Source organism: Enterococcus sp. C53, from assembly GCF_040887425.1.
Classification (GTDB): Bacteria; Bacillota; Bacilli; order Lactobacillales; family Enterococcaceae; genus Enterococcus_B; species Enterococcus_B hirae.
The window spans coordinates 53,078-79,240 of sequence record NZ_JBFOFT010000010.1 but is presented as its reverse complement, the minus strand read 5'-3'; the positions used below and the strand labels follow the sequence as shown (position 1 = coordinate 79,240).

Here is a 26,163-nt window from a genome sequence, read left to right as displayed (position 1 = left end):
AAGATTAGCTTATTTAGAGTGATTATCAATGAATGGAATATGGCTTGATAAGGATTTCGATCATTGACTCACTTTTTATGGAGAGGAAGAATTTTATGTTATTAGGGTCACACGTAAGCATGAGTGGGAAAAAAATGCTATTAGGGGCAGCAGAAGAAGCTGCAAGTTACGGTGCTTCAACCTTTATGATTTATACTGGAGCACCGCAAAATACTAGACGTAAAGCAATTGAAGACATGAATATCGAAGCGGGGAAAGCGTATATGAAGGAACATGGATTATCTGATATAGTGGTTCATGCACCTTATATTATTAATTTGGGAAATACGATTAAACCGGAGATGTTTCCTTTTGCGGTTCAATTTTTAAGAGAAGAGATCGTCCGAGCGGAGGCTTTAGGAGCAACACAGATCACTTTGCATCCAGGTGCCCATGTCGGTGCAGGTGCCGAAGCTGGTATCGCCAAAATCATTGAAGGATTGAATGAAGTTTTGACGAAAGAACAGACTGCACAAATTGCTTTAGAGACAATGGCTGGTAAAGGGACGGAAGTCGGTCGGACATTTGAAGAATTAGCGCAGATCATTGATGGCGTGACTTTGAATGAAAAATTGTCTGTGACATTTGATACTTGTCATACGAACGATGCAGGCTATGACGTGTGTCATGATTTTTCAGGTGTCATGACAGAATTTGATAAAGTAATCGGCTTGGATCGATTGAAAGTGTTACACATCAATGACTCGAAGAATCCTCAAGGGTCACATAAGGATCGTCATGCTAATATTGGTTTCGGGACGATCGGTTTTGATGCACTGAAAGAAATCGTACATGAACCGATGTTTTCAGATATTGCCAAAATCTTAGAAACCCCTTATGTAGGGAAAGAGAAAAAAACGGCCTATGCACCATATGGAAAAGAAATTGCTATGTTAAAAGAAAAACACTTTGATCCAGAAGCTTTCCCAGAATTATTAGCAGCAGTGAATGAATAAACAAATGAAACCTTAAAGTTTTGATTGTAGGATCTGTGCAAAAACTACATGATATTAGTAGTAAAAAACGTGATTCGTTTGCTTCACGAAGACATTTCAACAAATGGACATAAAAGTTGTTGAATGTAGTTATACGAATTAAAATAAGCCGAAGAATTTCCCTGAGTAACTATTTCGGGATTCTTTGGCTTATTTTTTAAAGTTGGACACTTAAGGAACAACTTTTTTATCATCTAATCTTTTTATTAGTTATTTTCTTGAACGGTTAGTTGTTGCAAACGTTCTGCGTATCTTTTGTTCCCTTTATACAAGTCGACGATCGTCCAACACAATAAGGCTAAGACAGCAAAGATAATCAAGTAGGCCACATTGTCTGCCCACATCAATTCATTGGTAGTTGCTTGATCACCAAAGAAACTTTCGATTTGTCCGGGTAATCCTCGTAAATTCAAGAATGTCAGACTGATTACGGAGATCCAGCCTAAAGATTTAACGAATAGATTATTTTTAAATTGTTTCCCCATCTCTACTTCACTATTTGTCATCATCAATAATGGAATCATTGAAAAAGGAAGCGCAAATGCAAGAAATACTTGAGATTCGTTCATCAAATGATTCAAAGCAGTATGTTCTTCGATCGTTCCTTTCGTGCTGGTAAAGAGGACACAGAGTAAAACAGGGATGACAGACAAGAGACGTGTGACCAAACGACGTAACCAAATCGGCATACGCATGTGGATAAAGCCTTCCATGATCACTTGTCCTGTCAGTGTTCCAGTAATCGTAGAATTTTGTCCAGAAGCTAAAAGTGCAACAGCAAATAATGTAGATAAAATGCCAGATTTTGCTACAGTGGTCAATACATCATTGCTCATAACAGAAGGATTAGACAATGCTTCGTAAAGCCCAAAAAATGATGGGTCTTGCACAGAACCATTTTTAAATACTGCAACGCCCATGATCAAAAGTAAAGCATTGACTAAAAAAGCCATAGTTAATTGAATATTAGAATCCCAAGTTGTAAAACGAACAGCTCGAGCGATATCGATTGGGTCTTTCCGATCGATTTCTCTCGTTTGTGAGACTGCAGAATGGAGATACAAATTATGAGGCATGACAGTTGCGCCAATGATTCCTAATGCACCTGTCAATGGTGTTTCACCACCAATCATCGGTGAATCAGCAAACGTTTTGCTATTAGGAACAAAGCCAGCAAATAAATGTTTCCAGTCGGGATTTGACAAAGCCACTTGGTAGACAAAAACGAATAAAATGACAAAGATCAAACAAACGACGATGGCTTCAATTTTACGAAAGCCAATCTTAGTTAACATCAATAAAACAAAAACATCAAAAACAGTAATAAATACGGCAATTACTAATGGAATATCAAAAAGTAAATAAAGGGCAATGGCGGCCCCAATTACTTCTGCAATATCGGTTGCCATGATTGCCAATTCAGTTAACACCCACAAAATCACACCAAGTGTTTTACTTGTACGGGCTCGGATGGCTTGGGCTAAATCCATTTGACTAACGATGCCTAGTTTTGCTGCCATATATTGCAAAAGCATAGCGACTAAGCTGGATAAAAGAATGACTGACATCAGTAAATATTGAAAGTTTTGACCTCCTGTAATAGAAGTCGACCAGTTTCCTGGGTCCATATAACCTACCGCAACGAGTGCGCCAGGACCTGAATAAGCTAATAATGTTTTAAAAAAACTTTTCCCTTTAGGAACTTTGACTGTTCCGTTCACTTCAGCTAAAGATAAGCCGTTGGTGTGTTCAATCAATTTTTGTTTATGGAATTGATTACTCAAAAAAATCACCTCTCATTTTCTTCACGACACCATTCTACACCTGCATCAAAAAAATTGAAAGCAATTTATTCGGTTTGCCTAAAAAAAATATATGGTTAAGCTTCTTTTTGGCGAAGTTATAGGAAATCAGTAAAATAAACTTTTTAGCCAAAACTAAAGAAAACGCCTTTCTTTTTTGGGAAAACTTTAGTAAAATAAGTCATTGAGAGCAATTCGGAAATAGAAAGGAGAGATTTATATGGTAAAAACAGGAATAGTCGTACTTATCGCAGTTATTGCTTTATTAATCGGCGCAATCGGTGGATTCTTTTTTGCGCGTAAATATATGAAAGATTATTTAGAAAAAAATCCTCCCGTTAATGAGGACATGTTACGATCAATGATGATGTCAATGGGGCAAAAACCATCTGAAAAGAAAATTCGTCAGATGATGCAACAAATGAAAAACCAAGGGAAAAAATAAGGTTTTCATTGGACAAATCATAGCGGGCTGATTGATTTCAGCTCGCTTTTTTTATTAGATGGATTTATGGAAGCGATTAAAAACAAGGTTGTGTAGTTAGTGAGAAAAATAAGTAACACTGACTAAATTTTCAAGAGAAAAAGAGGTTGATGGGAGTTAAAAAGGAGGAAAATATGTATATTTTTAGGAAGTTGGGTTGGTTTTTTAAACAAGAAAAGAAGCACTATGTGATCGGCGTTTTTTCTTTATTATGTGTTGCCTTGGTTCAGTTAGTTCCGCCTAAAGTAATCGGGATCATTATCGATGAGATTGCAGATAAGAATCTCTCCATGCGATTTATCGTCTTTTGGATCGCTGTATTAATCGGATCTGCCATTTTACAGTATCTCTTTCGTTTCATTTGGCGGGTGAATATTTGGGGAAGTGCAGCGAGGTTAGAGAAGGAATTACGTCAGCGTTTGTTTATCCATTTCACTCGTATGGATAGTATGTTTTACCAAAAATATCGTACAGGTGACTTAATGGCACATGCGACCAATGATTTAAATGCGATTCAAAATGTGGCAGGAGCAGGCATCTTGACATTTGCTGATTCGGTCATTACTGGGGGAACCACAATCATTGCCATGATCCTTTTCATTGACTGGCGCTTGACTTTACTTGCTTTGATCCCTTTGCCGCTATTAGCTGTTACTTCAAGGATATTAGGATCAAAACTACATGATGCTTTTCGAGAATCACAAGAAGCTTTTTCCAGTATCAACGACAAAACGCAAGAAACTATTACTGGGATTAAAGTAATCAAAACCTTTGGGCAAGAGCAGGAAGATCTGGCAGATTTTCAAGAAAAAATCGAACAAGCAATCACCAAGAATAAACGTGTCAACTTTTTAGATGCTTTGTTTGATCCGTTTATCACGCTGATCATTGGGTTATCTTATGTCTTAACGATCATCTTGGGTGGTAAATATGTGCTAGATGGCACGATTACGATTGGACAAATGGTTTCCTTCATCAGTTACATTGGAATGTTGGTTTGGCCGATGTTTGCTATTGGTCGGTTGTTCAATGTTCTGGAAAGAGGAAATGCTTCTTATGACCGAGTGAATGAACTCTTACATGAGAAGACCCATATCGTCGAACAACTTGGTGCAGTGAAGACACCCGCAAAAGGAAAATTAAATGTAGAGATCGCGCAATTCCATTATCCCAAAGAAGAATTACCCGCCTTGGAACAAATCAAGTTTGCAATTAAAGAAGGGGATACATTAGGAATTGTTGGTAAAACTGGTGCTGGAAAAACCACGATCATGAAGTTGCTGATGCGTGAATATGATGACTATCAAGGACAAATCAAATTTGGTGGTCGTTCGATCAAAGAATATTCCTTAGATGCTCTTTTACATTCTATTGGCTATGTACCACAAGATCATTTTTTGTTTTCAATGACGATTCGTGAGAATATCCGTTTTTCTGATCCTAAGTTATCTAACGAAGAAGTGGAAGCTGCTGCGTCGTTAGCATCAATCAACCAAGAGATCAAAGAATTACCGAAGGGGTATGAAACATTAGTTGGTGAGCGGGGTGTTTCCTTATCTGGTGGACAAAAACAGCGGATCTCGATTGCCAGAGCATTGATCCAAAATCCAGAGTTATTGATCCTTGACGATGCGTTGTCGGCAGTGGATGCTAAAACAGAAGAAAGAATTTTGCGGAATTTAAAAGAAATTCGTCAAAGTAAAACCACGATCATTGCCGCTCATCGACTAAGCAGTGTGATGCATGCTGATGAAATCATCGTCATTGACAAAGGACAGATCGTTGAACGTGGCCGTCACGCCGAGCTATTGGCTTTAGGTGGTTGGTACAAACAAATGTGGGAAAAACAACAGTTAGAAGCCAAAATTGAAAGGGGAGAAAATGATGGAAGATAACTATCAATCCGAATGGTCAAAATCCATTCCATTGCGAGAGCAAAAGCAAATCATTAAACGCTTGTTGCATTTTGCTAAACCCTTTAAAGCGACTTTCATCATTGCCATCCTGTTTGCTTTGGGATTGTCAGTAATCAATGTCCTATTACCTCGAATCATTCAAACCTTTATGGATGAATATTTAGCCAAACAATCTGCTACGACACAAGTGATTTTATTTTTTGCAGGCTTGTATTTATTTGGGGTCATCGTCAAAAGTATCATCTGGTTTTTCCAATGGTATTTGTATTCCAATGCTTCGCTTAAAACCTATCAATATATCCGTATAAAATTATTTGAAAAATTGCATACATTGGGAATGAGATATTTTGACCAGACACCAGCCGGCTCGACTGTCTCAAGAGTCACGAATGACACCGAAACGCTTTTTGAATTTTGGTATGTTTTTCTGATGGTATTGACAGGCATTTTCGCAGTAGTTTCCTCCTTTATTGCAATGTTTCAAATCAACGGACGCATTGCTTTATGGCTGTTGCTTTTTTTACCTGTTCTAGGAGTCGTGATCTGGTATTATCAAAAATTTAGTTCTCGGATTTATCGTAATATGCGAGAAAAGTTAAGTCAGTTGAATACTAAATTAAATGAATCCATTTCAGGGATGCGGATCATCCAGCAATTCCGGCAGGAAAAACGGTTAGCAAACGAATTTGAAGCGGTCAATACGGATTATCTCAATACACGATACGCTATGATCAAAACCAATTCGCTGTTATTGAGCCCGATTATCAGCTTTTTATATGCATTAGCCATTGCTTGGGCACTGACGCTTTTTGGTTTAGATGCCTTAAAATCACCAGTGGAAGTTGGACTGATCTATGCTTTCACCACATATGTCCAAGGATTCTTCAACCCGATGTCTCAAATGATGGATTTCTTAAGTATATTCACTGACGGAATCGTCGCTGGTAGCAGAATCTTAAAAATCATGGACACAGAAGAATACGCACCACAGCAACATGAAGGAGCAAACAAAACCATCACTGAAGGGAAAATCGAATTTCGTAATGTCAGCTTTTCCTATGATGGGAAAAATAAGGTGTTGAACAACATTTCTTTTGTTGCCAATCCTGGTGAAACTGTCGCATTAGTCGGTCATACTGGCAGTGGGAAAAGTTCGATCATCAATGTATTGATGCGTTTTTATGAATTTTATGAAGGGCAGATTTTAATTGACGGGTGTGATATTCGGGAGTATCCGATTGCTGAACTTCGTAAAAAAATGGGGTTAGTTCTCCAAGATGCTTTTCTATTCTATGGGGATATTGCAGGAAATATACGTATGATGGACCCAGCGATCACAGATGAACAGATACGTGCAGCGGCTGAATTTGTCCAAGCCGATCGCTTTATTAATGAATTACCAAATGGGTATCATTCAAAAGTGATTGAGCGAGGCGCAAGTTATTCTAGTGGACAACGACAATTGATCACATTCGCACGAACCATTGTTACTGATCCTAAAATCTTGGTTTTAGATGAAGCAACTGCCAATATTGATACCGAGACAGAAGGGTTGATCCAAGAAGGATTAGCAAAGATGCGTCAAGGAAGAACCACTATTGCGATTGCGCACCGCTTGTCAACGATCAAAGATGCAGAACTCATTCTTGTCTTGGATAAAGGAAAAATCGTTGAACAAGGAACCCACCAGGAGTTGCTAGTAAAAGAAGGACTGTATGCTGATATGTATAAACTCCAAAGTGAATAGTTGTTCCAAATAGAAGTAATCAGACAGAGAAAAAGAGGAAATCATCTTCTTTTTCTCTGTTTTTTTAATAAAGACATTTTTATTGAGTATCAGAAGTAGAGTACCTTGAACAATAGCGTTTGAAATAAACAAAACAGATATAAAATAACTATTTAGAGACCAATTATTTCTTTTTTTAGAAAAATTGGGACGATTCGCAAAAGTAAATTAGCATAGAATGATAGAAATTAGAATTTTTATTATTCTAAAATAATTTTAGCTAGGGGTTGTGACCGATGAAAGAGGAAAACTTAGTCAATTTACTTAATGTACTGGAGATAAACCATGGGAAAAACAAAGGAGTATATGAAAAGTTACAAAAAAATCCTGAAAGCTTTGATATTGCTAGTTCGATACATGTGTTAACAACGTTACATGAATTAGTCCAGCAGATCAAATTTAAGGATGAGGAAAAAAATCGTTTGTATAAAAAATTTATTAAACTCCAAGCAAAAGATCATTTGCCGATAGCAGAAAGACTAACAGCAAATGATGTTGTGGGTTATTTAATCGATACATATAATCAACTTTCGTTGTCTGAAAAAGACAAACAAGTATTAGTAAATGATGAAAAAAATAGAATAAAACAACCTTTATCGAAGGAAGAATCCTATCAAGTTGACCAGAAAATCGACATTTTTTGATGGTTAGTGAGAAAAAGCCACAGCAGAAGGCGAACATTGCGAATTTTTTTAAAGAATCTCACTCATTAAATGAAAAACAACGCATCGATTTTTTGACGCACTTATTTAATGATACGAAAGCATTTACGCAAGAACAAAAACAACAAATAGTGACAACTATATTTCCGGAGTTAGATGAACTGAAGCACTCAGAAGTTATCCATCAAATAGACAAAAAAATGTATTTTATGACAACAATTGCTCGTTCCCGTACTACTGATGAAAGTCCAGAAAAAAATACCTCTAACGTGCTCAAAGTGCTCCAAGATAAATTTTTATTGAAACAATCTGACAGCCCTTCAACGATTCATATAATGACTTATTTCAGTGTCGTTTGGCATGAATTATCACTTCCAAATAGTAAAAAAAAAGCAATTCTGTTACATGAAAAAGATCAATTAGTGCAATCATTGAGTGAAGAGAATCAACATAAAATAAATGATCAGCTAGAGGTATTTATGGAGATCAGTGAGAACTATCCTAATGAGGGAAAGATAATTAGCGATATCTTAAAAGAGCCTGACCGTTTACACAAAACAAGCGCAATCAATTACTTAGCGGATAAATTTCATCAGTTTCCAGAACTTAATGAAAAACAAAAAGCCGTTTTGGTAGGCTTAATGGCTGACAAAATTGGTTCTCCAACTGTATCCGTAGAAGAAATTAAAAAAACAGTGATTGCCAAAATGAAACACCTCTCACTAACTGAATCAAAACAGTTAGCAAGATTTGATCAGAAAAGAGCAAGTGGGCTAGAAGGCGCTGATAAGCAATTACCAGTTAACACCAATAAAACTGCTAAAAGCCACGAAACACAACATGAAATTTAAGCAAATAAAACCTAAAAAATATCCATGTCGTCGTGGATAACTTTTTTAGGTTTTTTCTTTTCCGACTAACTTATACAAGCTAGATGGTGAAAAGAGGAAATGAATAAGAAGCTAAAAAGTGTGAGATAAGATAATTTATTCCTTAATTGCAGGAGGCTCTTCCATAATAGAGGAGCTGATTGGGCGATCGTCTACTTTTTGTCCGATTTTGATTAAATGGTTGAGGTTTTTTTGATATTCCTCTGCAAAGATACAGCTGTATAGTACGTCTAGTAAGTAACAAATTGAAGTATTGATCGTAAAATTACTGATTTTGGAATACAATCGTTCTCTGGTAGTGATACGAAGGATTGCTGAGCTGAAAGTAGAAAGAGTGGAATCACCAATACTCGTCAATGTTAAAATCGGCACATTGATTTCTTGCAAAATCTTGGCTGTTCGTAACATCATTTTATTTTCGCCGGTATAAGAAATTAAGATGGCACAAGTATCAGGCGTACAGTTGTAGGCTTCATAGTAGGATTCGCCTGAAGTTGTCACGATCGTTACGTCTCGTTTGATTCGCTTCATTTTCAACATAAAAGCCTGCGAGATCAAAGTATTCGAATTACTAGAAAAAAGGACGATTTTTTTTGCTTTCAATAAAAGCTGTTTTGCTCGTTGTAAGTCATTGTGGTGAAGCAATGAGAGTGTGTCTTCAATCGTCATTCGTTCCAGTGCAGCGACTTTGTTCGCAATAGACATGATTCTATCGTTTTCTAGAAAGGGGAGGTTGGCATCAACTTCTTGAAAATTTCCTTCCAAATACTCGTTTTCCGCCAAAAAAGCTTCCTTAAAGTGGACCCAACCGTTGAACCCAGCCTTTTTGGCAATCCGAATCAACGTAGAAGGATGGACATAACATGCCTTCGCAATTTGTTGAATTGTTGCTTCTTTGAGTTGATGTTCATGGCTTTGAATAAAATGGATCACTTCTGTTTCTGCGGGAGAAAAAGCAATTTTTTTTAGTTTTTCTTTTAATAGCATGACGATCCTCTTTTACATGTTTTTAATTTTTTGTGTAAAAATATTGTAAGCGCTATTTGTTGATTCGTCAATCGTTCGTTGTTCTTATACAAGATTTTCACAAAATAATCGGCTATATAATGAATTTTTGTAAATGGAAATGCAAAAGAATAAAGTTAACTTGTTGTTTTCGTTTACAAAAAACATAATATAGTTGTAAAAACAAAAAAGGAGGAAGCTCATGGAACGAAAAGTGAAGATTGCAACAATTGGTGGCGGAAGTAGCTATACCCCTGAATTGATGGAAGGGTTTATTAAACGATATGAAGAATTACCGATTAAAGAAATCTGGTTAGTGGATGTAGCAGAGGGTCAAGAAAAACTAAGAATCGTCAGTGAAATGTCTCAACGAATGTGGGATGCTTCGCCTTATGATGTTAAGATCTATGCGACGTTGGATCGAGAAGAAGCACTGCGGGATGCTGATTTTGTAACAACTCAGTTTCGGGTAGGTCAATTAGATGCCAGAGTGAAAGATGAACGAATCCCTGCATATTATGGCATGCTTGGACAAGAAACCAATGGAGCTGGCGGGATGTTCAAAGCGTTTCGTACCATTCCGGTCATTCTTTCAATCGTAGAAGATATGAAAAGACTATGTCCCGATGCTTGGCTGATCAATTTTGCCAATCCTAGTGGAATGGTTACAGAAGCTGTCGTTCGCTACGGAAAATGGGAAAAGGTAATTGGGCTTTGTAATGTACCAGTTATGGCAATGATGACAGAGCCAGAAATGCTGGGAGAAACAAAAGAAGACTTGATTTATAAATTTGCTGGACTCAATCACTTTCATTGGCATAAAGTAGCAGATTCACATGGAAACGATCGAACGAATGAGCTAATCGACCGACTTTATGCTGAAAATAATGGCTTACCAAAAAATATATTCGATGTGCCGTTTTTCAAGGAACAATTACAACAAATGCAAATGATTCCTTGTGGCTACCATCGCTATTATTATCGTGAAGAAGAAATGTTGAACCATGCTTTAGAAGAATATCAAACAATTGGTACAAGAGCAGAACAAGTTAAAAAAACGGAAGCAGAATTATTTGAGTTGTATCAGGACCCAGAACTAGACCATAAACCAGAACAGTTACAACAACGTGGGGGTGCTTATTATTCAGATGCTGCCTGTGAAACGATCGCTTCGATCTATGCCAATAAAGAAACCCAAATCGTTGTTTCAACAAAAAATGACGGCGCTGTTCCTGATCTGCCTGCTGATTGTGTCGTGGAGGTCACAGCGTATGTCGGGGCACAAGGGGCACGTAACGTTGCTTTCGGTTCTTTGCCACCAGCTGAACGTGGCTGGCTTCAAGTCATGAAAAATATGGAATTATTGACGATCGAAGCGGCAGTGACGGGTGATTATGGCACAGCGCTTCAAGCATTTACGATCAATCCCTTAGTACGTTCGGGTGAAACAGCGAAACGGATCATGGATGAATTGTTTGTTGCTCACGAAGCGTATTTGCCACAATTTAAGGAAACGATCCACCGCTTAAAAGAAGAGGGGATCGAAGTACAAGATGAAATAGCAAACAACCTGACAAAAACTTATCAAAAACAATAATGGAGGAAGTAGGATGGCATTTAGGAAAGACTTTTTATGGGGTGGCGCAACGGCTGCCAATCAATGTGAAGGAGGCTACGCTGAAGGTGGACGTGGTTTAGCTAATGTTGATGTTGTTCCGATTGGTAAAGATCGTTTTTCAGTGATCACTGGTAAACAAAAAATGTTTGACTTTGATGAGGAACATTTTTATCCAGCAAAAACAGCCATTGATATGTACCATCGTTACAAAGAGGATATTGCACTTTTTGCGGAAATGGGATTTAAAACCTATCGCTTATCCATTGGGTGGAGTCGTATTTTTCCAAAAGATGATGAAAAGGAACCAAATGAAGAAGGGTTGAAGTTCTATGAAGATGTCTTTAAAGAATGTCAAAAATATGGAATCGAACCGTTAGTGACAATCACTCATTTTGATTGTCCGATGCATTTAGTCAAAGAATATGGTGCTTGGCGTTCTCGAAAGTTGATAGAGTTTTATGAAAGACTTTGCCATGTCATTTTTAATCGTTACAAAGGATTAGTGAAATACTGGTTGACCTTCAACGAAATGAATATGATTTTACATGCTCCATTTATGGGCGCTGGATTGTATTTTGAAGAAGGGGACGATGTGGAACAAATCAAATACCAGGCAGCCCATCATGAATTAGTTGCTAGTGCAATCGCTACAAAGATCGCTCATGAAGTGGATCCAGAAAATAAAGTTGGCTGTATGTTAGCAGCCGGCGCAATTTATCCTTACACTTGTAAACCTGAAGATGTCTGGGCTTCAAGAAAGGCGGACCGGGAAAACTATTTCTTTATTGATGTCCAGTCAAGGGGAAGTTATCCAGCCTATGCCTTAAAAGAAATGGCACGTAATGGAATCAAAATCGAGATGGAACCAACTGACTTAGAAATATTAAAAGAACATACCGTTGATTTTATTTCATTCTCCTATTACTCTTCCCGGGTAGCTACTACTGATCCAAAAGTATTAGAGCAAACGGCCGGTAATATTTTTGAATCGGCTAAAAATCCTTATCTTTCAGCCAGTGAATGGGGCTGGCAAATTGATCCATTGGGGTTACGTATCACGATGAATGATCTTTATGATCGTTACCAAAAACCATTGTTCATCGTCGAAAATGGGTTAGGTGCCATTGATACACCAGATGAAAATGGCTATGTAGAAGACGACTATCGGATCGATTATTTAGAACAACATATCCAAGCAATGAAAGATGCGGTTGAGCTCGATGGTGTGGATCTCCTAGGCTACACGACTTGGGGCTGTATCGATCTTGTCTCTGCTGGGACTGGCGAAATGAAGAAACGCTATGGGTTCATCTACGTTGACCGTGACAACGAAGGAAATGGGACATTGGAACGCTCGAAGAAAAAATCGTTCAACTGGTATAAAAAAGTCATTGCAACAAATGGAGAAGATTTAAGTAACGAATAGTGAATTAAATAAAAGTCTATTGTTTTTAAACTAATTTTTCGAGTATAATAAATCTATTCGAGGAAAGAGTAAGCAGAACAATAGACTTTTTTTTCTATAGGCTGTAAAGTAAGCTTACTTGATTTTTATAATGGAGGAATGTACATATGTATGATGTTATCGTGATTGGTGCTGGACCTGCTGGAATGACTGCTGCGTTATATGCGTCACGTTCAAATCTTTCAGTTGCTATGATTGAACAAGGCGCACCGGGTGGACAAATGAATAACACCGCTGAAGTTGAAAATTACCCTGGATTTGATTCCATCATGGGACCTGACCTTGCATATAAAATGTATGAAGGTGTCACTAAATTTGGAACAGAAAATGTCTATGGAATTGTGCAAGACATCAAAGACCATGGAAATTACAAAGAAGTGATCTGTGAAGATCAATCTTATGAAGCCAAAACAGTGATTATCGCAACGGGTTGTATCCATCGTAAGTTAGGTGTTCCTGGAGAAGAAGAATACGCTGGACGAGGTGTTTCCTATTGTGCAGTATGTGACGGTGCTTTTTTCCGAAACAAACGCTTAGTCGTGATCGGCGGTGGCGATTCTGCGGTAGAAGAAGCCATCTACCTAACGCAATTTGCTTCTGAAGTCGTGATCGTTCATCGAAGAGACGAATTACGTGCGCAAAAAATCATCCAAGATCGCGCATTCGCTAACGAAAAGATTTCATTTGTCTGGGACACTGTCACAGATGAAATCGTTGGTAATGACATGGTGGTCACTGGGGTTAAAGCGCATAATGTGAAAACGAATGAAACCGTTGATTTAGCAGCAGATGGCGTGTTTATTTATGTGGGCTTAGATCCATTGACTGAACCATTTAAAAAAGCTGGTTTAACTAATGCAGCTGGTTGGATTCCAACAGATCAAGACATGCGTACGACTATGCCTGGTGTGTTCGCTATTGGGGATGTTCGTGAAAAAGATTTACGACAAATCACGACAGCAGTCGGCGATGGAGGCATTGCTGGTCAACAAGTTTATAAATATTTAGAAGCATTAGAAGAAACAACACAAGCGTAAAGTGATCAAAAGAGGTCGTTAGAAGGGCTGTTTGAATATTATTCATTTTTATACTACTAAAGAGCTGAGGACAAACATTGTCCTCAGCTTTTTTGTGGACAGAATTTATTCATGGAAAATAGGAGTTATTTTTAGACACGATCGCTTGTTACTGGCACTTCAATCATTAAGAGAGAACTATTTTTTTTTGAAAACAGGATTTTTTGCCATCCGAGTGAAATTAACACGTGATACAATGAACAGGCATTTTGATGGAAATAGGGAAAGAAGAAGGACAATGAAAAAAGAGTACTCGGTGATGCAAGGACTATGGGAATAGAGGCTACTCGTAAACTACATAAAAAGCTAGCCACTTCCAATCAAAGAAGAGAGACACATATTCAAACGATAGAAATGGATCGTTGTACACGTAAATGACTTTCCAGAAAATGACTATCGTTATCAGAAATAAATGAAAAGGAGAGGAAAATGTGACAAAAGAAACTATTTTTATTTATGGCTTAGCTACAGCGCGGAAGGCATATGCGAAAAGTCTGGGGTACTCTATATTTAATCTAAGTCAGGCGATAGATCTAGCGGAAGAAAAACCAGGCAATTTAGAACAAGCAGAAAAGGAAGCAAAAAAAAATCATGTTCCCATTTTTATTGATGAGTACAATAACGAAATTAGGAGTATATTAAATAGAGAAGAGGATAAATTAAATGTGAAAGAGGATAGTATCTGGTGTTCTGAAGAATCTTTTTCAAAATTTTCCAAAGAATGGTTTAATTATGTGGATGAAGGCAAGAAACACTGGCCATTATGGGGAAATTATTTTCGTGGTACTCAAATGAATCAGAAAAATGAATTAAAAACAATCTATCAAGATGTACTTAAGAATAAAGCTTATCATGACCATTCTTTGCACGTGAATAGAGGCTGTAAAATTGGTTTGGATATAGCGATGGAAAAGCAAGATATGGAACTTTACTATTGCTTAGATGAAATAGATATTGAACTTGTCCTAGACGAAAAAAATCTAGATGATATTAAGGGAAGAAAGTCTACGACCTCTAGCGAACTACGTTATATTTACCGCAATTGGGAAAAATTACGTGGAAAAGTTACTTTTATCTCTCAAGGAAAAAAAGTAAAAGCACCTTGGGAACAGGAACCAGAAGTTTGGCAAACATACCAGCCGAAGAGTTGGAATAATCTTGGAACTTTGCAAAAGAAAGAAGAGCAAACAAATAAAAAAAGAAAATTATTTGATATTCTAAAAAATAAAAAAACTCAACCAGATAATCGTAACGGTTCAGTGCAATTTCAAAAACAAGAAAAATCTTGTTTGATATTGTAAGAACAGTAGGAATAATCTTGATCTTGGTGAAAGAAAAGAAGATCCTATCTGCGCTTATTTTTTCTTCTGACTTTTCTATCTAAAAAGAGAATGCTATACTGAAAGAGGTAGATATTTTAGAAAGAGGTGTTCGCTTCATGTCTTGGGAACAAGTATACCAACAATGGGCCAATGAAGAAAATTTAGAAGAAAATTTAAAAAAACAATTAACTGATCTTAGTCAGGACCCTGAAAAGCTGGAAGATGCTTTTTATGCTCCTTTAGAATTTGGAACAGCAGGAATGCGGGGAATTTTAGGTCCTGGGATCAATCGAATGAATATTTATACGGTCAGACAAGCAACAGAAGGGCTGGCACGTTTTATGGATACACAAGGAGAAGAAACAAAACGTCGCGGCGTAGCGATTGCTTATGATTCACGCCATCAATCGCCTGAATTTGCGATGGAAGCAGCGAAGACTTTGGCACAACACGATATTCCTTCTTTTGTCTTTGAGAGTCTACGTCCAACACCTGAACTTTCTTTCGCTGTTCGTCATTTGAATACGTTTGCGGGAATCATGGTGACAGCTTCTCATAACCCAGCAGCTTACAATGGCTATAAAGTTTATGGAGAAGATGGCGGACAAATGCCACCCGCTGATGCGGATGCATTGACAAAATATGTACGTGAAGTAAGTAATCCTTTAAAAGTCGCTGTTTTAGCTGATGACGAAGTAGAAACTAGTGGATTGATTACGATCATTGGTGAAGAAGTCGATAAAGCATATTTGGAAGAAATCAAAGCAGTCACGATTGATCAAGAATTAGTCCAAACAATGGGGAAAGACTTAAAATTGGTGTTTACACCCCTTCATGGTACAGGAAAAATGCTAGGAGAAAGAGCATTACAACAAGCTGGTTTCGAACAATTTATGCTTGTACCTGAACAAGCTGTAGCTGATCCTGACTTTACAACGGTTCAATCACCAAACCCTGAAGAACATTCAGCATTTGAGTATGCGATTCGTTTAGGTGAAAAAGAAGGCGCTGATTTATTGATTGCAACTGATCCTGATGCGGATCGCTTAGGAGCAGCAGTTCGCCAACCTGATGGCTCTTATAAAGTTTTGACCGGTAATCAAATCGGTGCGTTAATGATTCAATATATTTTAGAAGCACATCAATCACGAGGGACTTTACCTGAAAATGCAGCCGTACTTAAGTCAATCGTATCAAGTGAACTTCCTGCAGCCATCGCTGAAAGCTATGGCGCTACGATGATCAATGTCTTAACAGGCTTTAAATTTATTGCAGAAAAAATCCATCAATTTGAAAAAGATCATTCTCATACATTTATGTTTGGTTTTGAAGAAAGCTATGGTTACTTGGTCAAACCATTTGTACGTGATAAAGATGCAATCCAAGCACTCTTATTGTTAGCCGAAGTGGCTGCTTTTTATAAAAAACAAGGGAAGACACTTTATGACGGCTTACAAATGATTTTTGAAAAATATGGTTATTTTGCTGAAAAAACAATCTCAGTCACGATGAGTGGTCAAGAAGGTTCAGCCAAAATCGCTGCTTTGATGAAGAAATTCCGTGACCATGCCCCATCAGAATTTGCTGGAGCAAAAGTTCTTCAAACAGAAGATTTCAAAGAATTAACGAAAACAGATTCAGCTGGACGAGTGGAAAAATTAACGACACCTCCATCTGACGTATTAAAATATGTATTAGAAGAACATGGTTGGGTAGCGATCCGTCCTTCAGGAACAGAGCCAAAAATCAAATTCTATATTGGTGTAAAAGGCAATTCCGCACAAGAGGCACAAGAAAAGATCGATACCTATGAAGCAATCATCAAATCAATGACAGAAGAATAAAATAATTGAGACTGATGGAAAAAGTGGTAAACTTTAGAAGTCAGTCTTTTTTATGGAGGTGAATCGGTTGACAGACACACCAAAAAGCGAAATAGAAAAAGTGAGTCAATTATTTAAAGTCTTAAGTGATCCTACCCGATTGAAAATATTGATGTATTTAAAAGATGGAGAACAAAATGTGACGGCCATCAGCCAAGCGGTGGAAATGGAACAATCCGCTGTTTCCCACCAACTACGTTTATTAAGGGAAAACCATGTGGTAAAATCGCATCGTGAAGGCAAAGCAATATTGTATAGTTTAGATGATTTTCACGTGTTGGATATCTTGGAACAAACCTTGAAACATGTGGAACATCAGTAAAATAAGAATGAGGCATTTCTAAGGGAATGTAAATAGATTATACTGAAAAAAAGCCAGCAGACACGTTTCAGCTGGCTTTTTTTTCAACTAGTTATGCGTTTGGTTCTGGTTGTTTGTTATAGCTGCTTACTGGATACAATTATTTGTTCTTTATTTTTCTCCTGAAGTATCCGTGCCATAATAACTGTGGTCCTCTAAATCTAAGGCATTTAGGATCAACGAAGCCGTTTCTTCAATTGAGAGAGAAGCAACATTGATCACAACGCAACCTAATTTTTCATACAAATCATTAGCAAAATCTAATTCTGCTCGTATTTTTTCGATATCAGAATAAGCCGTATCAGGATTTAATCCATAGGAACGCATCCGTTCTTTTCGAATATTATTTAAAATATCGGGATTATTGGTTAAACCAACAATTTTTTTAGGATCGATCTCCCAAAGTTGTTTTGGGATATGGGCTTGAGGAATGAGTGGGAGATTCGCCACTTTTAAGTTTTTATTCGCTAAAAAAAGACTTAACGGTGTCTTTGACGTTCTGGAAACTCCTAGCAATACCACGTCTGCTTCTAAGAAACCTCTTGGATCTTTCCCATCATCGTATTTTACAGCAAATTCCATTGCCTTGATTCGTTTAAAATAATTTTCATTCAATAAATGTAGGGCTCCAGGTTGACGAGTGGGTTGAATTCCTGTTAATCGTTGGATTTCTTCGATCGGTGGAGTCATCACGTCAAAACTAAATAAGTTGTTTTCTTCGCAAAAACTTCGGGTATAATCAATCAGCTCTTGGTTGATCAAGGTATGAAGTACTAACGCTTTTTCTGCTAACGCATCTTGTAAGGCTTGTTCGAGGGTGTCTTGGTCAGTGACAAACGTTCGACGAAATAAATTAAATTCAACTGTAGGATATTGTGCCATGGTTGCCTGTGCGAGTTTTGTTGCTGTTTCACCAGCTGAATCAGAAATGACAAAAAAAGTAACGATCTCAGTAGAATCAAAAGCCATAAATAAAAAACCTCACTTGCATTTTTTTTATCTTTAGTATACCATACTGTGGAATATGTACTTCGTAATCATTTTGATTTGGAGGGAAAGACTTGAAAAACCAAACATTAATCGAACAATCGTTAGAAATTTTGAAAAATAACGGATTTAAATACACGAAAAAGCGAGAAGCATTATTGACTTATTTGGTCAAAAGAAATCGTTATGTGTCAGCAAAAGAAGTATTTGATTTTATGAATGAGGAATTTAAAGGAGTGAGTTATGATACCATTTATCGTAATCTCCATGATTTCTCTGAGTTAGACTTATTAGAAGAAACCGATTTGAATGGCGAAATGAAGTTTCGCTTTCATTGTTGCCAGGGAGAGATCGGTCACCATCATCATTTTATTTGTACCGTTTGTGGGATGACAAAAGAAATCCATATGTGTCCAATGGACTATTTTGAAAATCAATTATCAGGTTGTACGATCGAAGGGCATCGGTTTGAAATTTTCGGTCGATGTGAAAACTGTCAGTAGTTGTTTTATAATAAAATAACATATCATTATTTTAAAAAATCCAAAGATTCCCTTGACGGTCAAATCAGCATTAGATATAATGTTTTATAGAACAGTCTTGTTTTTTGGATTATAATTTCAATAACAATTACGGTTACTTTTTAAGCTCGGAGGGAGGGAATTAACATGTCAAAAACAGTCATTCGTAAAAACGAATCAATTGACGATGCTCTTCGTCGCTTCAAACGTTCCGTGTCAAAAGCGGGTACTTTACAAGAATCTCGTAAACGTGAATTCTACGAAAAACCAAGCGTAAAACGTAAGAAAAAATCTGAAGCAGCTAGAAAAGCAGCGAAAAAACGCAAAAAAACGCAAAAAAACTAGTTCCTTTATGAATTGGAGTTGGTAGTGTGTCACTACTAAGTAGATTGAACGATGACATGAAAACAGCGATGAAAGCAAAAGATAAAGAATCTTTACAAGTCATACGTATGATTAAGTCATCCATTCAAAACGAGCAAATCAAAGAAGGTCACGACTTGACTGAAGATGAAGAATTAACAGTGTTGTCTCGTGAAATGAAACAACGGCGTGATTCTTTACATGAGTTCGAAGAAGCTGGACGTGACGATTTAGCTGAAAAAGTGAAAAGTGAAATAGTAATTGTTGAAAAATACATGCCAGAACAACTTTCTGAGGATGATATTCGTCAACTTGTTCAAGAAGCGATTACACAAACTGGAGCTTCTTCTGTCAAAGAATTTGGCAAAGTCATGGGTGCGATCATGCCGAAAGTCAAAGGAAAAGCAGATGGGAACCAAGTGAATGCGATTGTGAAAGAGCTATTACAATCTTAAACTTATCATTTAAAGAGTTTGGGACAACCGCCCTCTCTTAAAAAGAAAATAAGCCTGATTTTGATCCACAACGTCAAAATCAGACTTATTTTTTTTAGATTTTTTTTCATGCATGTCCCAATTTCCTCAAGGTGAGCGCCAAGGCAACATCAATCGGTACGCCTTGTTCCCCATGCAATCATACATATCCTTCTTTTATCTCTCTTCCTCACTCGATAGATCTAGGCTTGGTTAGATTGGTTCTTTGCCTTATCTATTAAGTAAAAGCTGTTTATTGATAGGCAGGAATCTCTCAATCATGGAATAACATAAAGTAAATCATGGAAGTTCAGCAAAGTAATTTTAGGTTAAAATGAATGAAACGAATAAGGAGTGAGACAACCTTTTTTATTTGCTATATAGTTTTTTACGAATATGGTAAAATAGGAAGGAATGAATTGAAGTAAAGGAGATGTCTATTTTTGACAGAAGCATCCAGTTCTTTAGAAATTAGATTAACAGCTGCTGACGATATCAGTATGTTGTTAGGCTCGCATGACAAACATGTAAAATTAATTGAAGAAATGACTGAAACAACGATTCATACGAGAGGCGAAATGATCCAGATTATTGGAGAAGAGCCGGGGCTTTCGTTAGCACAATCGGTGATACGTACCTTACAAGAATTGATCAAGCGGGGGATACATGTCAGTACACCTGATGTTGTTACTGCCTTAAAAATGGGGCAAAAAGGGACATTGGATTACTTCATTGAAATGTATGAAGAAGAAATCGTCAAAGACCGCAATGGTAAACCGATTCGAGTGAAAAATAGTGGACAAAAACAATATGTCGAGGCCGTTGCTAAACATGACATCGTATTTGGTGTCGGTCCTGCTGGAACAGGTAAAACATTTCTAGCTGTCGTTTTAGCAATTGCTGCGTTGAAAAAAGGCGAAGTCCAAAAAATCATTTTGACTCGTCCAGCGGTGGAAGCAGGAGAAAATCTTGGTTTCTTACCGGGTGATCTGAAAGAAAAGGTTGATCCTTATTTACGTCCAGTGTATGATGCACTGTATCAAATATTTGGTTTAGATCATACCAATCGTTTGATGGAGCGTGGGATCATCGAAATTGCGCCATTAGCTTATATGCGTGGGCGAACACTTGACGATGCTTTTGTAATACTAGATGAAGCTCAAAATACAACAGTGGCACAGATGAAAATGTTCTTGACTCGTTTGGGGTATCAATCAAAAATGATCGTAAACGGCGATACAAGTCAGATTGACTTACCTAAAGGGACGATGAGTGGTTTGATCCATGCAGAACGTACATTGAAACAAATCAAAAAAATTGCTTTTGTCAATTTTGAAGCAAGTGACGTCGTTCGTCATCCTGTTGTAGCCGAAATCATCAAAGCTTATGAAAAGGCAGATCTTCATCAAGAGTAAGGCTTAGGGGGATAAGCGAATGTTGAATAAAATACTCCAACAACTGCAAGCAAAATTAGGAAAGGCGGCAATGCCTTTCTTATTGCTTTTGTTTTTTGTGATCGTTTGTGGCGTTACGTTCAGTAGCGTCAAGCAAAAAGCCAATGATTTCAAAGAAGGACAAGTGGCAGAAGAAAGTATCCGTGCGAATAAAACGATCGAAAATACAGAAGAAACGGAACAAAAAAGAAAACTAGCAGCGGAAGCTGTTACGCCAGAATATACGTATCAACAAGATTTGGCGAGTGAACAAAGTAGTCGCATCAAGCAGCTTTTTGAATTGATCAATAAAACAAATGATTCGATCAATAAAGCGTATAAAGAAAAAGTGGATAAAGCAAAAGAAAATGAGAATGTTCCCAAACCAACTATAGATGAGCGAATTGCAGCTCTAAAGAAGAGTTTTGAAAATGCTAATGCTGAAAACGTGGCATTTTATCAAAAATTACCGACTAACTTTTACACAAAAATCTTTGGCATGTCAGATAGTCAAATTGCGACAGTCCGAGATGAAAGTCTGCGATTGATCAATGAACAAATGAAAAAACAAGTTCGAGAAAGTGATTTAGAAACCTTCAAGCAACAGGCGGAAGAACAGATCCAATATTTGAACGTGACACCTGACCAACAACAAACGATCCATTATCTTGTCGATCAAGGAATCGTCGTAAATGATGTCTTAAATGAAAAGAAAACAGAGGAATTGAAACAATCAGCAAGGAGTGCGGTTCAACCGGTCATGATCTATCAAGGCGAAATCATTGTTCGTGAAGGAAATCAAATCGATGCAGATGCAATGAAAAAGCTTGAATTATTAGGATTGACCAGTCAAACAACGTCAATTTTTCCTTTAGTAGCAATGATCTTAGCAGTCTTATTGCAAATTGCTGTTTTAGTTTACAACTCAATGCAGTACCATGAAGCCGGAAAACGAACAGAATATGTGCTCTTTTATGTTACGGCTATGTCCATCAGTGTGTTATTAATGAAATTTTTCCAACTATTCCAAACGGAACAAGCAGCTTTTATCCCGCTGTTTTATCCTGCAGCTTTTGTTCCTTTAGTTTTAAATTTCTTTTTGAACCGGAGGGCAGGAATCATGGCTGCCTTGTTCCAAGCCGTATCTGCATTGTTTATTTTTTATGGCTCGATTGGGACCAACTTTTTGACCGTTATCTTGATGGCTTATCTTTTTTCAGGTTTATTAGCGACGGTTTTAAAACGCCAACGAGTGTCAGAACAATGGTTTTCAGCTATGATGTGGGTCATTATTTTTCCGTTGATGATGGATGTTGTGTTGATCGTTTATCAAGGTATGAGCTTTAGTAATGGAACAACTTGGTTAACACTGATTTGTGGCTTTATGGGGGCTTTGCTGTCGTATCTGTTAACGATGGGATTACATCCGTATATCGAATTGATGGTCAACGATGATAGTGTGATCGTCTTGAATGAGTTAAGTAATCCTAACCATCCATTGTTAAAACAGCTATTGGAAGAAGCACCAGGAACTTATCATCACAGTATGATGGTCGCCAATTTAAGCGCGAACGCAGTGGCTGAGATCAATGGGCGGTCATTATTGACACGTGTAGCTTGTTACTACCACGATATTGGTAAAATCAAACATGCTAGCTTTTTTGTAGAAAACTTGCCTTCTGGTGCTGAGAATCCACATAATTTCTTATTACCGGAAGATAGTAAACAGATCATTTTTGGTCATGTGACCGATGGAGCGAAAATTTTAGAGGAATATGGCATGCCGCAAATGGTAATCGATATTTGCCGACAGCATCATGGAACAACATTGATGAAGTATTTCTATATCAAGGCAAAAGAAAGAAATCCTGAAGTCACCGAAGAACAATTTCGTTATCCTGGTCCCAAACCACAGACCCGAGAAGCCGGCATCGTGAATATTGCAGATAGTTGTGAAGCGGCAGTACGGGCAATGGATCATCCAACAGGTGAAAAAATCGAAAAATTTGTCCATAATTTGATTGAAGAACGAATCTCTGATGGTCAACTTGATGATAGTGGTTTAACATTAAAAGAAATTCGCAAAGTGGAAAAATCTTTGATCAGTGGGTTAAGTAGTACCTTCCATTCACGGATCAAATATCCTAAAATGAAATCGGAAGCGGAAACGATGAAAGTAGAAAAAGAAAATGGCTAAAATAAAAAATATCAGCAATAAGTAAGAAAGAAGCGATAAATATGGACATCACATTTATGGATGAAACACAGAAAGTTTCAACAGAAAAAATCAAAGAGATCGAGGACCTTCTGCAATTTGCAGCGGCTCATTTGAAATTACCCGAGGAAACAGAAATGTCTGTTACTTTTATGGACAATGCAGCAATCCAAGAAATCAACCGTGTCTACCGTGGCAAAGATGCCCCAACAGATGTGATTAGTTTTGCATTAGAAGACGAAGGGGAAGACGAAATTCCCGTGATTTTTGAAGAAGGCGATAATCCTTTACCACGAGTATTAGGAGATATCATGATCTCAATTGAGCGTGCCCAGGAACAAGCGGAAGAATATGGTCATTCGTATGATCGAGAGTTGGGATTTTTGGCAGTGCATGGCTTTTTGCACATCAATGGTTATGATCACATGACACCCGAAGATGAAGCAGAGATGTTTGGTTTACAGAAAGAGATTTTAGATGCTTATGGACTTAAAAGATAAAGAGTGCGAGAAAAAGGTTGAGAAAAATAAGCACTTCGCTATGTCAGTAGAATTTGCTCTTCAAGGGGTTAAAACAGTCTTTGATGAGGAACGTAATATGAAAAAACATGTAGGTTTTGGGTTGCTGGCGTTTTTTATGGGAGTTGTATTTCAACTGAATCAACTAGAATGGCTGTGGTTAGTTTTAGCAGTTTTTCTGGTGTGGATCGTTGAGATTTTAAATACTGTTTTTGAGAATGTGGTGGATATGTTTACCGATTTTCATTTCCATCCAATTGGGAAAAAAATCAAAGATATGGCGGCAGGAGCAGTGTTAGTCACCGCTTGTTTTGCAGTGATCGTCGGTCTCATTTTATTTGTACCTAAAATCTATCAAATGTTTTTTAATTAAAAGGAGAATAATATGTTAGAACATAAATCAGGTTTTGTCGCTATTGTGGGACGACCAAATGTTGGCAAATCAACATTATTAAATCGAATCGTTGGGCAAAAAATTGCTATCATGAGTGACAAGGCACAAACGACCAGAAATAAGATCCAAGGCGTTTATACGACACCAGAAGCACAGTTGATTTTTATCGACACTCCGGGAATCCATAAACCAAAACATCGTTTGGGTGATTTTATGGTGGAATCAGCCTACAGTGCACTAAGAGAAGTGGATGCTGTCTTATTTATGATCAGTGCGGATCAAAAACGTGGACGTGGGGATGATTTTATTATTGAACGATTAAAAAATGTTCAATCACCTGTTTATTTGATTATCAATAAAATCGATAAAGTTCATCCAGATGAATTATTAGGAATCATCGAAGATTATTCGGCACAAATGCCTTTTGCACAAGTTGTACCGATTTCGGCTACAGAAGGGAACAATGTGGACCGTCTAATGGAAGTGTTGATCGCTGAGATGCCAGAAGGTCCTCAATACTTCCCGGATGATCAAGTAACGGATCATCCAGAATACTTTATCGTTTCGGAATTGATTCGTGAGAAAGTCCTGTTTTTGACTAGAGATGAAGTCCCACATTCAGTGGCTGTTGTTGTTGACTCAATGAAACGCAATGAAAATGATAAAATCCAAATTCAAGCAACCATTATCGTTGAACGTGATAGTCAAAAAGGGATTATCATCGGTAAAGGTGGTAAAATGCTAAAAGAAATTGGGACGAAAGCAAGAAAAGATATTGAAAATTTGCTTGGTGACAAAGTATTTCTAGAACTATGGGTTAAAGTTCAAAAAGATTGGCGCGATAAAAGAGTTTATTTACAAGATTTTGGTTACCGCAAAGAGGAATATTAACTTTAAGTAGATAAAAATGAGTTGAACGTGATTATTCGATAGACGAAACCGCGTGTAAAAGTCAGAAGACAAGAAAATGAGTAGAATAAGTGGGAAAGGAAAATGATTCAGTGAATGATTTTTCTTTTCCTTATTCTTTTTCTAAAAGGGGGGCGAAAAAAATGAGCCAGCTAGCCGAATCAAAAGGGATCATATTGTCCAGTCGAAATTATAAAGAAAAAGACAAATTAGTGAAAATTTTTACTGAGTCTGCGGGGAAGCTGATGTTTTATGTCAAAGGAATTCACCGGCAAAACCAACCATTAGCACCTGCACTGCTCCCTTTTACTGAAGGAATCTACATTGGTACGTTTAAAAGTGAAGGACTTTCGTTTATAACCAGCGTAAAAGATGTTCACTCCTTTAGAAAAATTCAAGAAGACATTTTTTTAAGTGGTTACGGCACGTATTTGTTAAACTTAGTGGATGCAGCGATCGAAGACCATCAATATGATCCCCATCTTTTTCAATTTACACAAGCAGCATTGCAACGGATGGATCAGGGGGACGACGCGGAAATCATCACTAACATCTTTGAGGTACAATTATTGCAACGCTTTGGGATTGCACCGATTTGGACACATTGTGTGGTGTGTGGTAAAACACAAGGTAAATTTGATTATTCTTCCAAATATGGAGGCGTGCTGTGCGAAGAACATTGGTCAATGGATCACCGTCGTTATCATGCAGATCCAAGAGCTGTTTATTTCGTGCGTATGTTCTCTGCTATTTCTTATGATAAGATCACAGGGATCAATTTAAAAGACGAAACTAAAGCAACGATCAGGCAACTGATTGACCAGTTATACGAAGAATACGTAGGGATTCATCTAAAAAGTAAAAAGTTCATTGATCAAATGAAATCATGGGAACATGTCCTAAAAAAGCCTGATCCGGAAGGAGAAAGTGCTTCTGAAAACCAAAAAAATGAGTAGAATGTTCAATCAACATTCAAAACTATTTGACAAAAGCCTAACTATACGTCTATTATGGAACCTAGATAAATGAGAGTTGTGTACAAAAAC

The 26,163-nt window shown here is 37.4% G+C and carries 24 protein-coding genes; 21 read left to right on the top strand and 3 right to left on the bottom strand.

Features of this window, described 5'->3' with window-relative positions:
* The first annotated feature begins 95 nt into the window (after positions 1-95).
* Complete coding sequence (locus AB3I42_RS12020; RefSeq protein ID WP_010737962.1) at positions 96-995, top strand: deoxyribonuclease IV; 900 nt, start codon at positions 96-98, stop codon at positions 993-995.
* A 245-nt stretch (positions 996-1,240) separates the two neighbouring features.
* Here the strand turns inward: AB3I42_RS12020 and AB3I42_RS12015 are convergent, their stop codons facing one another.
* On the bottom strand, positions 1,241-2,818 hold the full coding sequence (locus AB3I42_RS12015) for an Nramp family divalent metal transporter (RefSeq protein WP_131773407.1): 1,578 nt from the start codon (positions 2,816-2,818) through the stop codon (positions 1,241-1,243).
* Positions 2,819-3,056: 238 nt separating this feature from the next.
* Here AB3I42_RS12015 and AB3I42_RS12010 point away from each other — a divergent pair, with 238 nt between their 5' ends.
* The 5 genes from AB3I42_RS12010 (at position 3,057) to AB3I42_RS11990 (ending at position 8,535) form a co-directional block, all read left to right on the top strand.
* The gene (locus AB3I42_RS12010) at positions 3,057-3,281 is read left to right on the top strand and encodes a YneF family protein (RefSeq protein ID WP_010718542.1); all 225 of its coding nucleotides are present in this window, start codon (positions 3,057-3,059) and stop codon (positions 3,279-3,281) included.
* Positions 3,282-3,454: 173 nt separating this feature from the next.
* Entirely contained in the window at positions 3,455-5,215 is a 1,761-nt protein-coding gene (locus AB3I42_RS12005; protein ID WP_181914367.1) for an ABC transporter ATP-binding protein, read from the top strand.
* Positions 5,205-6,983 (top strand): ABC transporter ATP-binding protein, encoded by a 1,779-nt coding sequence (locus AB3I42_RS12000; protein ID WP_010718540.1) that lies wholly within the window; start codon positions 5,205-5,207, stop codon positions 6,981-6,983. Before AB3I42_RS12005 ends, AB3I42_RS12000 begins: the two co-directional genes overlap by 11 nt.
* 275 nt (positions 6,984-7,258) lie before the next feature.
* Positions 7,259-7,666: a hypothetical protein gene (locus tag AB3I42_RS11995; protein ID WP_181914368.1), complete on the top strand. Its 408-nt coding sequence runs from the start codon at positions 7,259-7,261 to the stop codon at positions 7,664-7,666.
* The gene (locus AB3I42_RS11990) at positions 7,666-8,535 is read left to right on the top strand and encodes a hypothetical protein (protein ID WP_181933845.1); all 870 of its coding nucleotides are present in this window, start codon (positions 7,666-7,668) and stop codon (positions 8,533-8,535) included. The genes AB3I42_RS11995 and AB3I42_RS11990 overlap by 1 nt, the downstream gene beginning before the upstream one ends.
* A 135-nt stretch (positions 8,536-8,670) precedes the next feature.
* Here the strand turns inward: AB3I42_RS11990 and AB3I42_RS11985 are convergent, their stop codons facing one another.
* The gene (locus AB3I42_RS11985) at positions 8,671-9,561 is read right to left on the bottom strand and encodes a MurR/RpiR family transcriptional regulator (RefSeq protein WP_181914370.1); all 891 of its coding nucleotides are present in this window, start codon (positions 9,559-9,561) and stop codon (positions 8,671-8,673) included.
* A gap of 220 nt (positions 9,562-9,781) precedes the next feature.
* On the opposite strand from AB3I42_RS11985, the gene AB3I42_RS11980 reads away from it, so the two are divergent.
* The 6 genes from AB3I42_RS11980 to AB3I42_RS11955 all read left to right on the top strand — a co-directional run bounded on the left by AB3I42_RS11980 (position 9,782) and on the right by AB3I42_RS11955 (position 17,265).
* Positions 9,782-11,176: a 6-phospho-beta-glucosidase gene (locus AB3I42_RS11980; RefSeq protein WP_010737958.1), complete on the top strand. Its 1,395-nt coding sequence runs from the start codon at positions 9,782-9,784 to the stop codon at positions 11,174-11,176.
* A 13-nt stretch (positions 11,177-11,189) separates the two neighbouring features.
* Positions 11,190-12,623 (top strand): 6-phospho-beta-glucosidase, encoded by a 1,434-nt coding sequence (locus AB3I42_RS11975; protein WP_368022520.1) that lies wholly within the window; start codon positions 11,190-11,192, stop codon positions 12,621-12,623.
* Between the two features lie 146 nt (positions 12,624-12,769).
* Complete coding sequence (gene trxB, locus AB3I42_RS11970) at positions 12,770-13,699, top strand: thioredoxin-disulfide reductase (protein ID WP_010737956.1); 930 nt, start codon at positions 12,770-12,772, stop codon at positions 13,697-13,699.
* A 470-nt stretch (positions 13,700-14,169) separates the two neighbouring features.
* Positions 14,170-15,039, top strand: a complete 870-nt coding sequence (locus tag AB3I42_RS11965) for a hypothetical protein (RefSeq protein WP_010737955.1) — start codon at positions 14,170-14,172, stop codon at positions 15,037-15,039.
* A 137-nt stretch (positions 15,040-15,176) separates the two neighbouring features.
* A complete protein-coding gene (locus tag AB3I42_RS11960; protein ID WP_010737954.1) occupies positions 15,177-16,904 on the top strand; it encodes a phospho-sugar mutase in 1,728 nt (575 codons plus the stop codon).
* A gap of 67 nt (positions 16,905-16,971) precedes the next feature.
* A complete protein-coding gene (locus AB3I42_RS11955) occupies positions 16,972-17,265 on the top strand; it encodes a helix-turn-helix transcriptional regulator (RefSeq protein WP_010718533.1) in 294 nt (97 codons plus the stop codon).
* 150 nt (positions 17,266-17,415) lie between these two features.
* Here the strand turns inward: AB3I42_RS11955 and AB3I42_RS11950 are convergent, their stop codons facing one another.
* Positions 17,416-18,273 carry a pyruvate, water dikinase regulatory protein gene (locus AB3I42_RS11950; RefSeq protein ID WP_010718532.1) on the bottom strand — a complete coding sequence of 286 codons (858 nt, stop codon included), beginning with the start codon at positions 18,271-18,273 and terminating at the stop codon, positions 17,416-17,418.
* Positions 18,274-18,365: 92 nt separating this feature from the next.
* On the opposite strand from AB3I42_RS11950, the gene AB3I42_RS11945 reads away from it, so the two are divergent.
* The 9 genes from AB3I42_RS11945 to recO all read left to right on the top strand — a co-directional run bounded on the left by AB3I42_RS11945 (position 18,366) and on the right by recO (position 26,073).
* Positions 18,366-18,794, top strand: a complete 429-nt coding sequence (locus AB3I42_RS11945; RefSeq protein WP_010718531.1) for a Fur family transcriptional regulator — start codon at positions 18,366-18,368, stop codon at positions 18,792-18,794.
* Between the two features lie 165 nt (positions 18,795-18,959).
* Entirely contained in the window at positions 18,960-19,157 is a 198-nt protein-coding gene (gene rpsU, locus AB3I42_RS11940) for a 30S ribosomal protein S21 (RefSeq protein ID WP_010718530.1), read from the top strand.
* Positions 19,158-19,183: 26 nt separating this feature from the next.
* A complete protein-coding gene (locus tag AB3I42_RS11935; protein ID WP_010718529.1) occupies positions 19,184-19,630 on the top strand; it encodes a GatB/YqeY domain-containing protein in 447 nt (148 codons plus the stop codon).
* 461 nt (positions 19,631-20,091) lie between these two features.
* Positions 20,092-21,063 (top strand): PhoH family protein, encoded by a 972-nt coding sequence (locus AB3I42_RS11930; protein ID WP_010718528.1) that lies wholly within the window; start codon positions 20,092-20,094, stop codon positions 21,061-21,063.
* A 19-nt stretch (positions 21,064-21,082) separates the two neighbouring features.
* Positions 21,083-23,278 carry an HD family phosphohydrolase gene (locus AB3I42_RS11925; RefSeq protein ID WP_010737951.1) on the top strand — a complete coding sequence of 732 codons (2,196 nt, stop codon included), beginning with the start codon at positions 21,083-21,085 and terminating at the stop codon, positions 23,276-23,278.
* A 41-nt stretch (positions 23,279-23,319) separates the two neighbouring features.
* On the top strand, positions 23,320-23,796 hold the full coding sequence (gene ybeY, locus AB3I42_RS11920) for an rRNA maturation RNase YbeY (protein WP_014834527.1): 477 nt from the start codon (positions 23,320-23,322) through the stop codon (positions 23,794-23,796).
* Positions 23,780-24,187: a diacylglycerol kinase family protein gene (locus AB3I42_RS11915; protein ID WP_025480126.1), complete on the top strand. Its 408-nt coding sequence runs from the start codon at positions 23,780-23,782 to the stop codon at positions 24,185-24,187. The genes ybeY and AB3I42_RS11915 overlap by 17 nt, the downstream gene beginning before the upstream one ends.
* Before the next feature lie 12 nt (positions 24,188-24,199).
* On the top strand, positions 24,200-25,099 hold the full coding sequence (gene era, locus AB3I42_RS11910) for a GTPase Era (protein ID WP_010718524.1): 900 nt from the start codon (positions 24,200-24,202) through the stop codon (positions 25,097-25,099).
* Between the two features lie 161 nt (positions 25,100-25,260).
* Positions 25,261-26,073: a DNA repair protein RecO gene (recO, locus tag AB3I42_RS11905; protein ID WP_010718523.1), complete on the top strand. Its 813-nt coding sequence runs from the start codon at positions 25,261-25,263 to the stop codon at positions 26,071-26,073.
* The last annotated feature ends 90 nt before the right edge of the window (positions 26,074-26,163 follow it).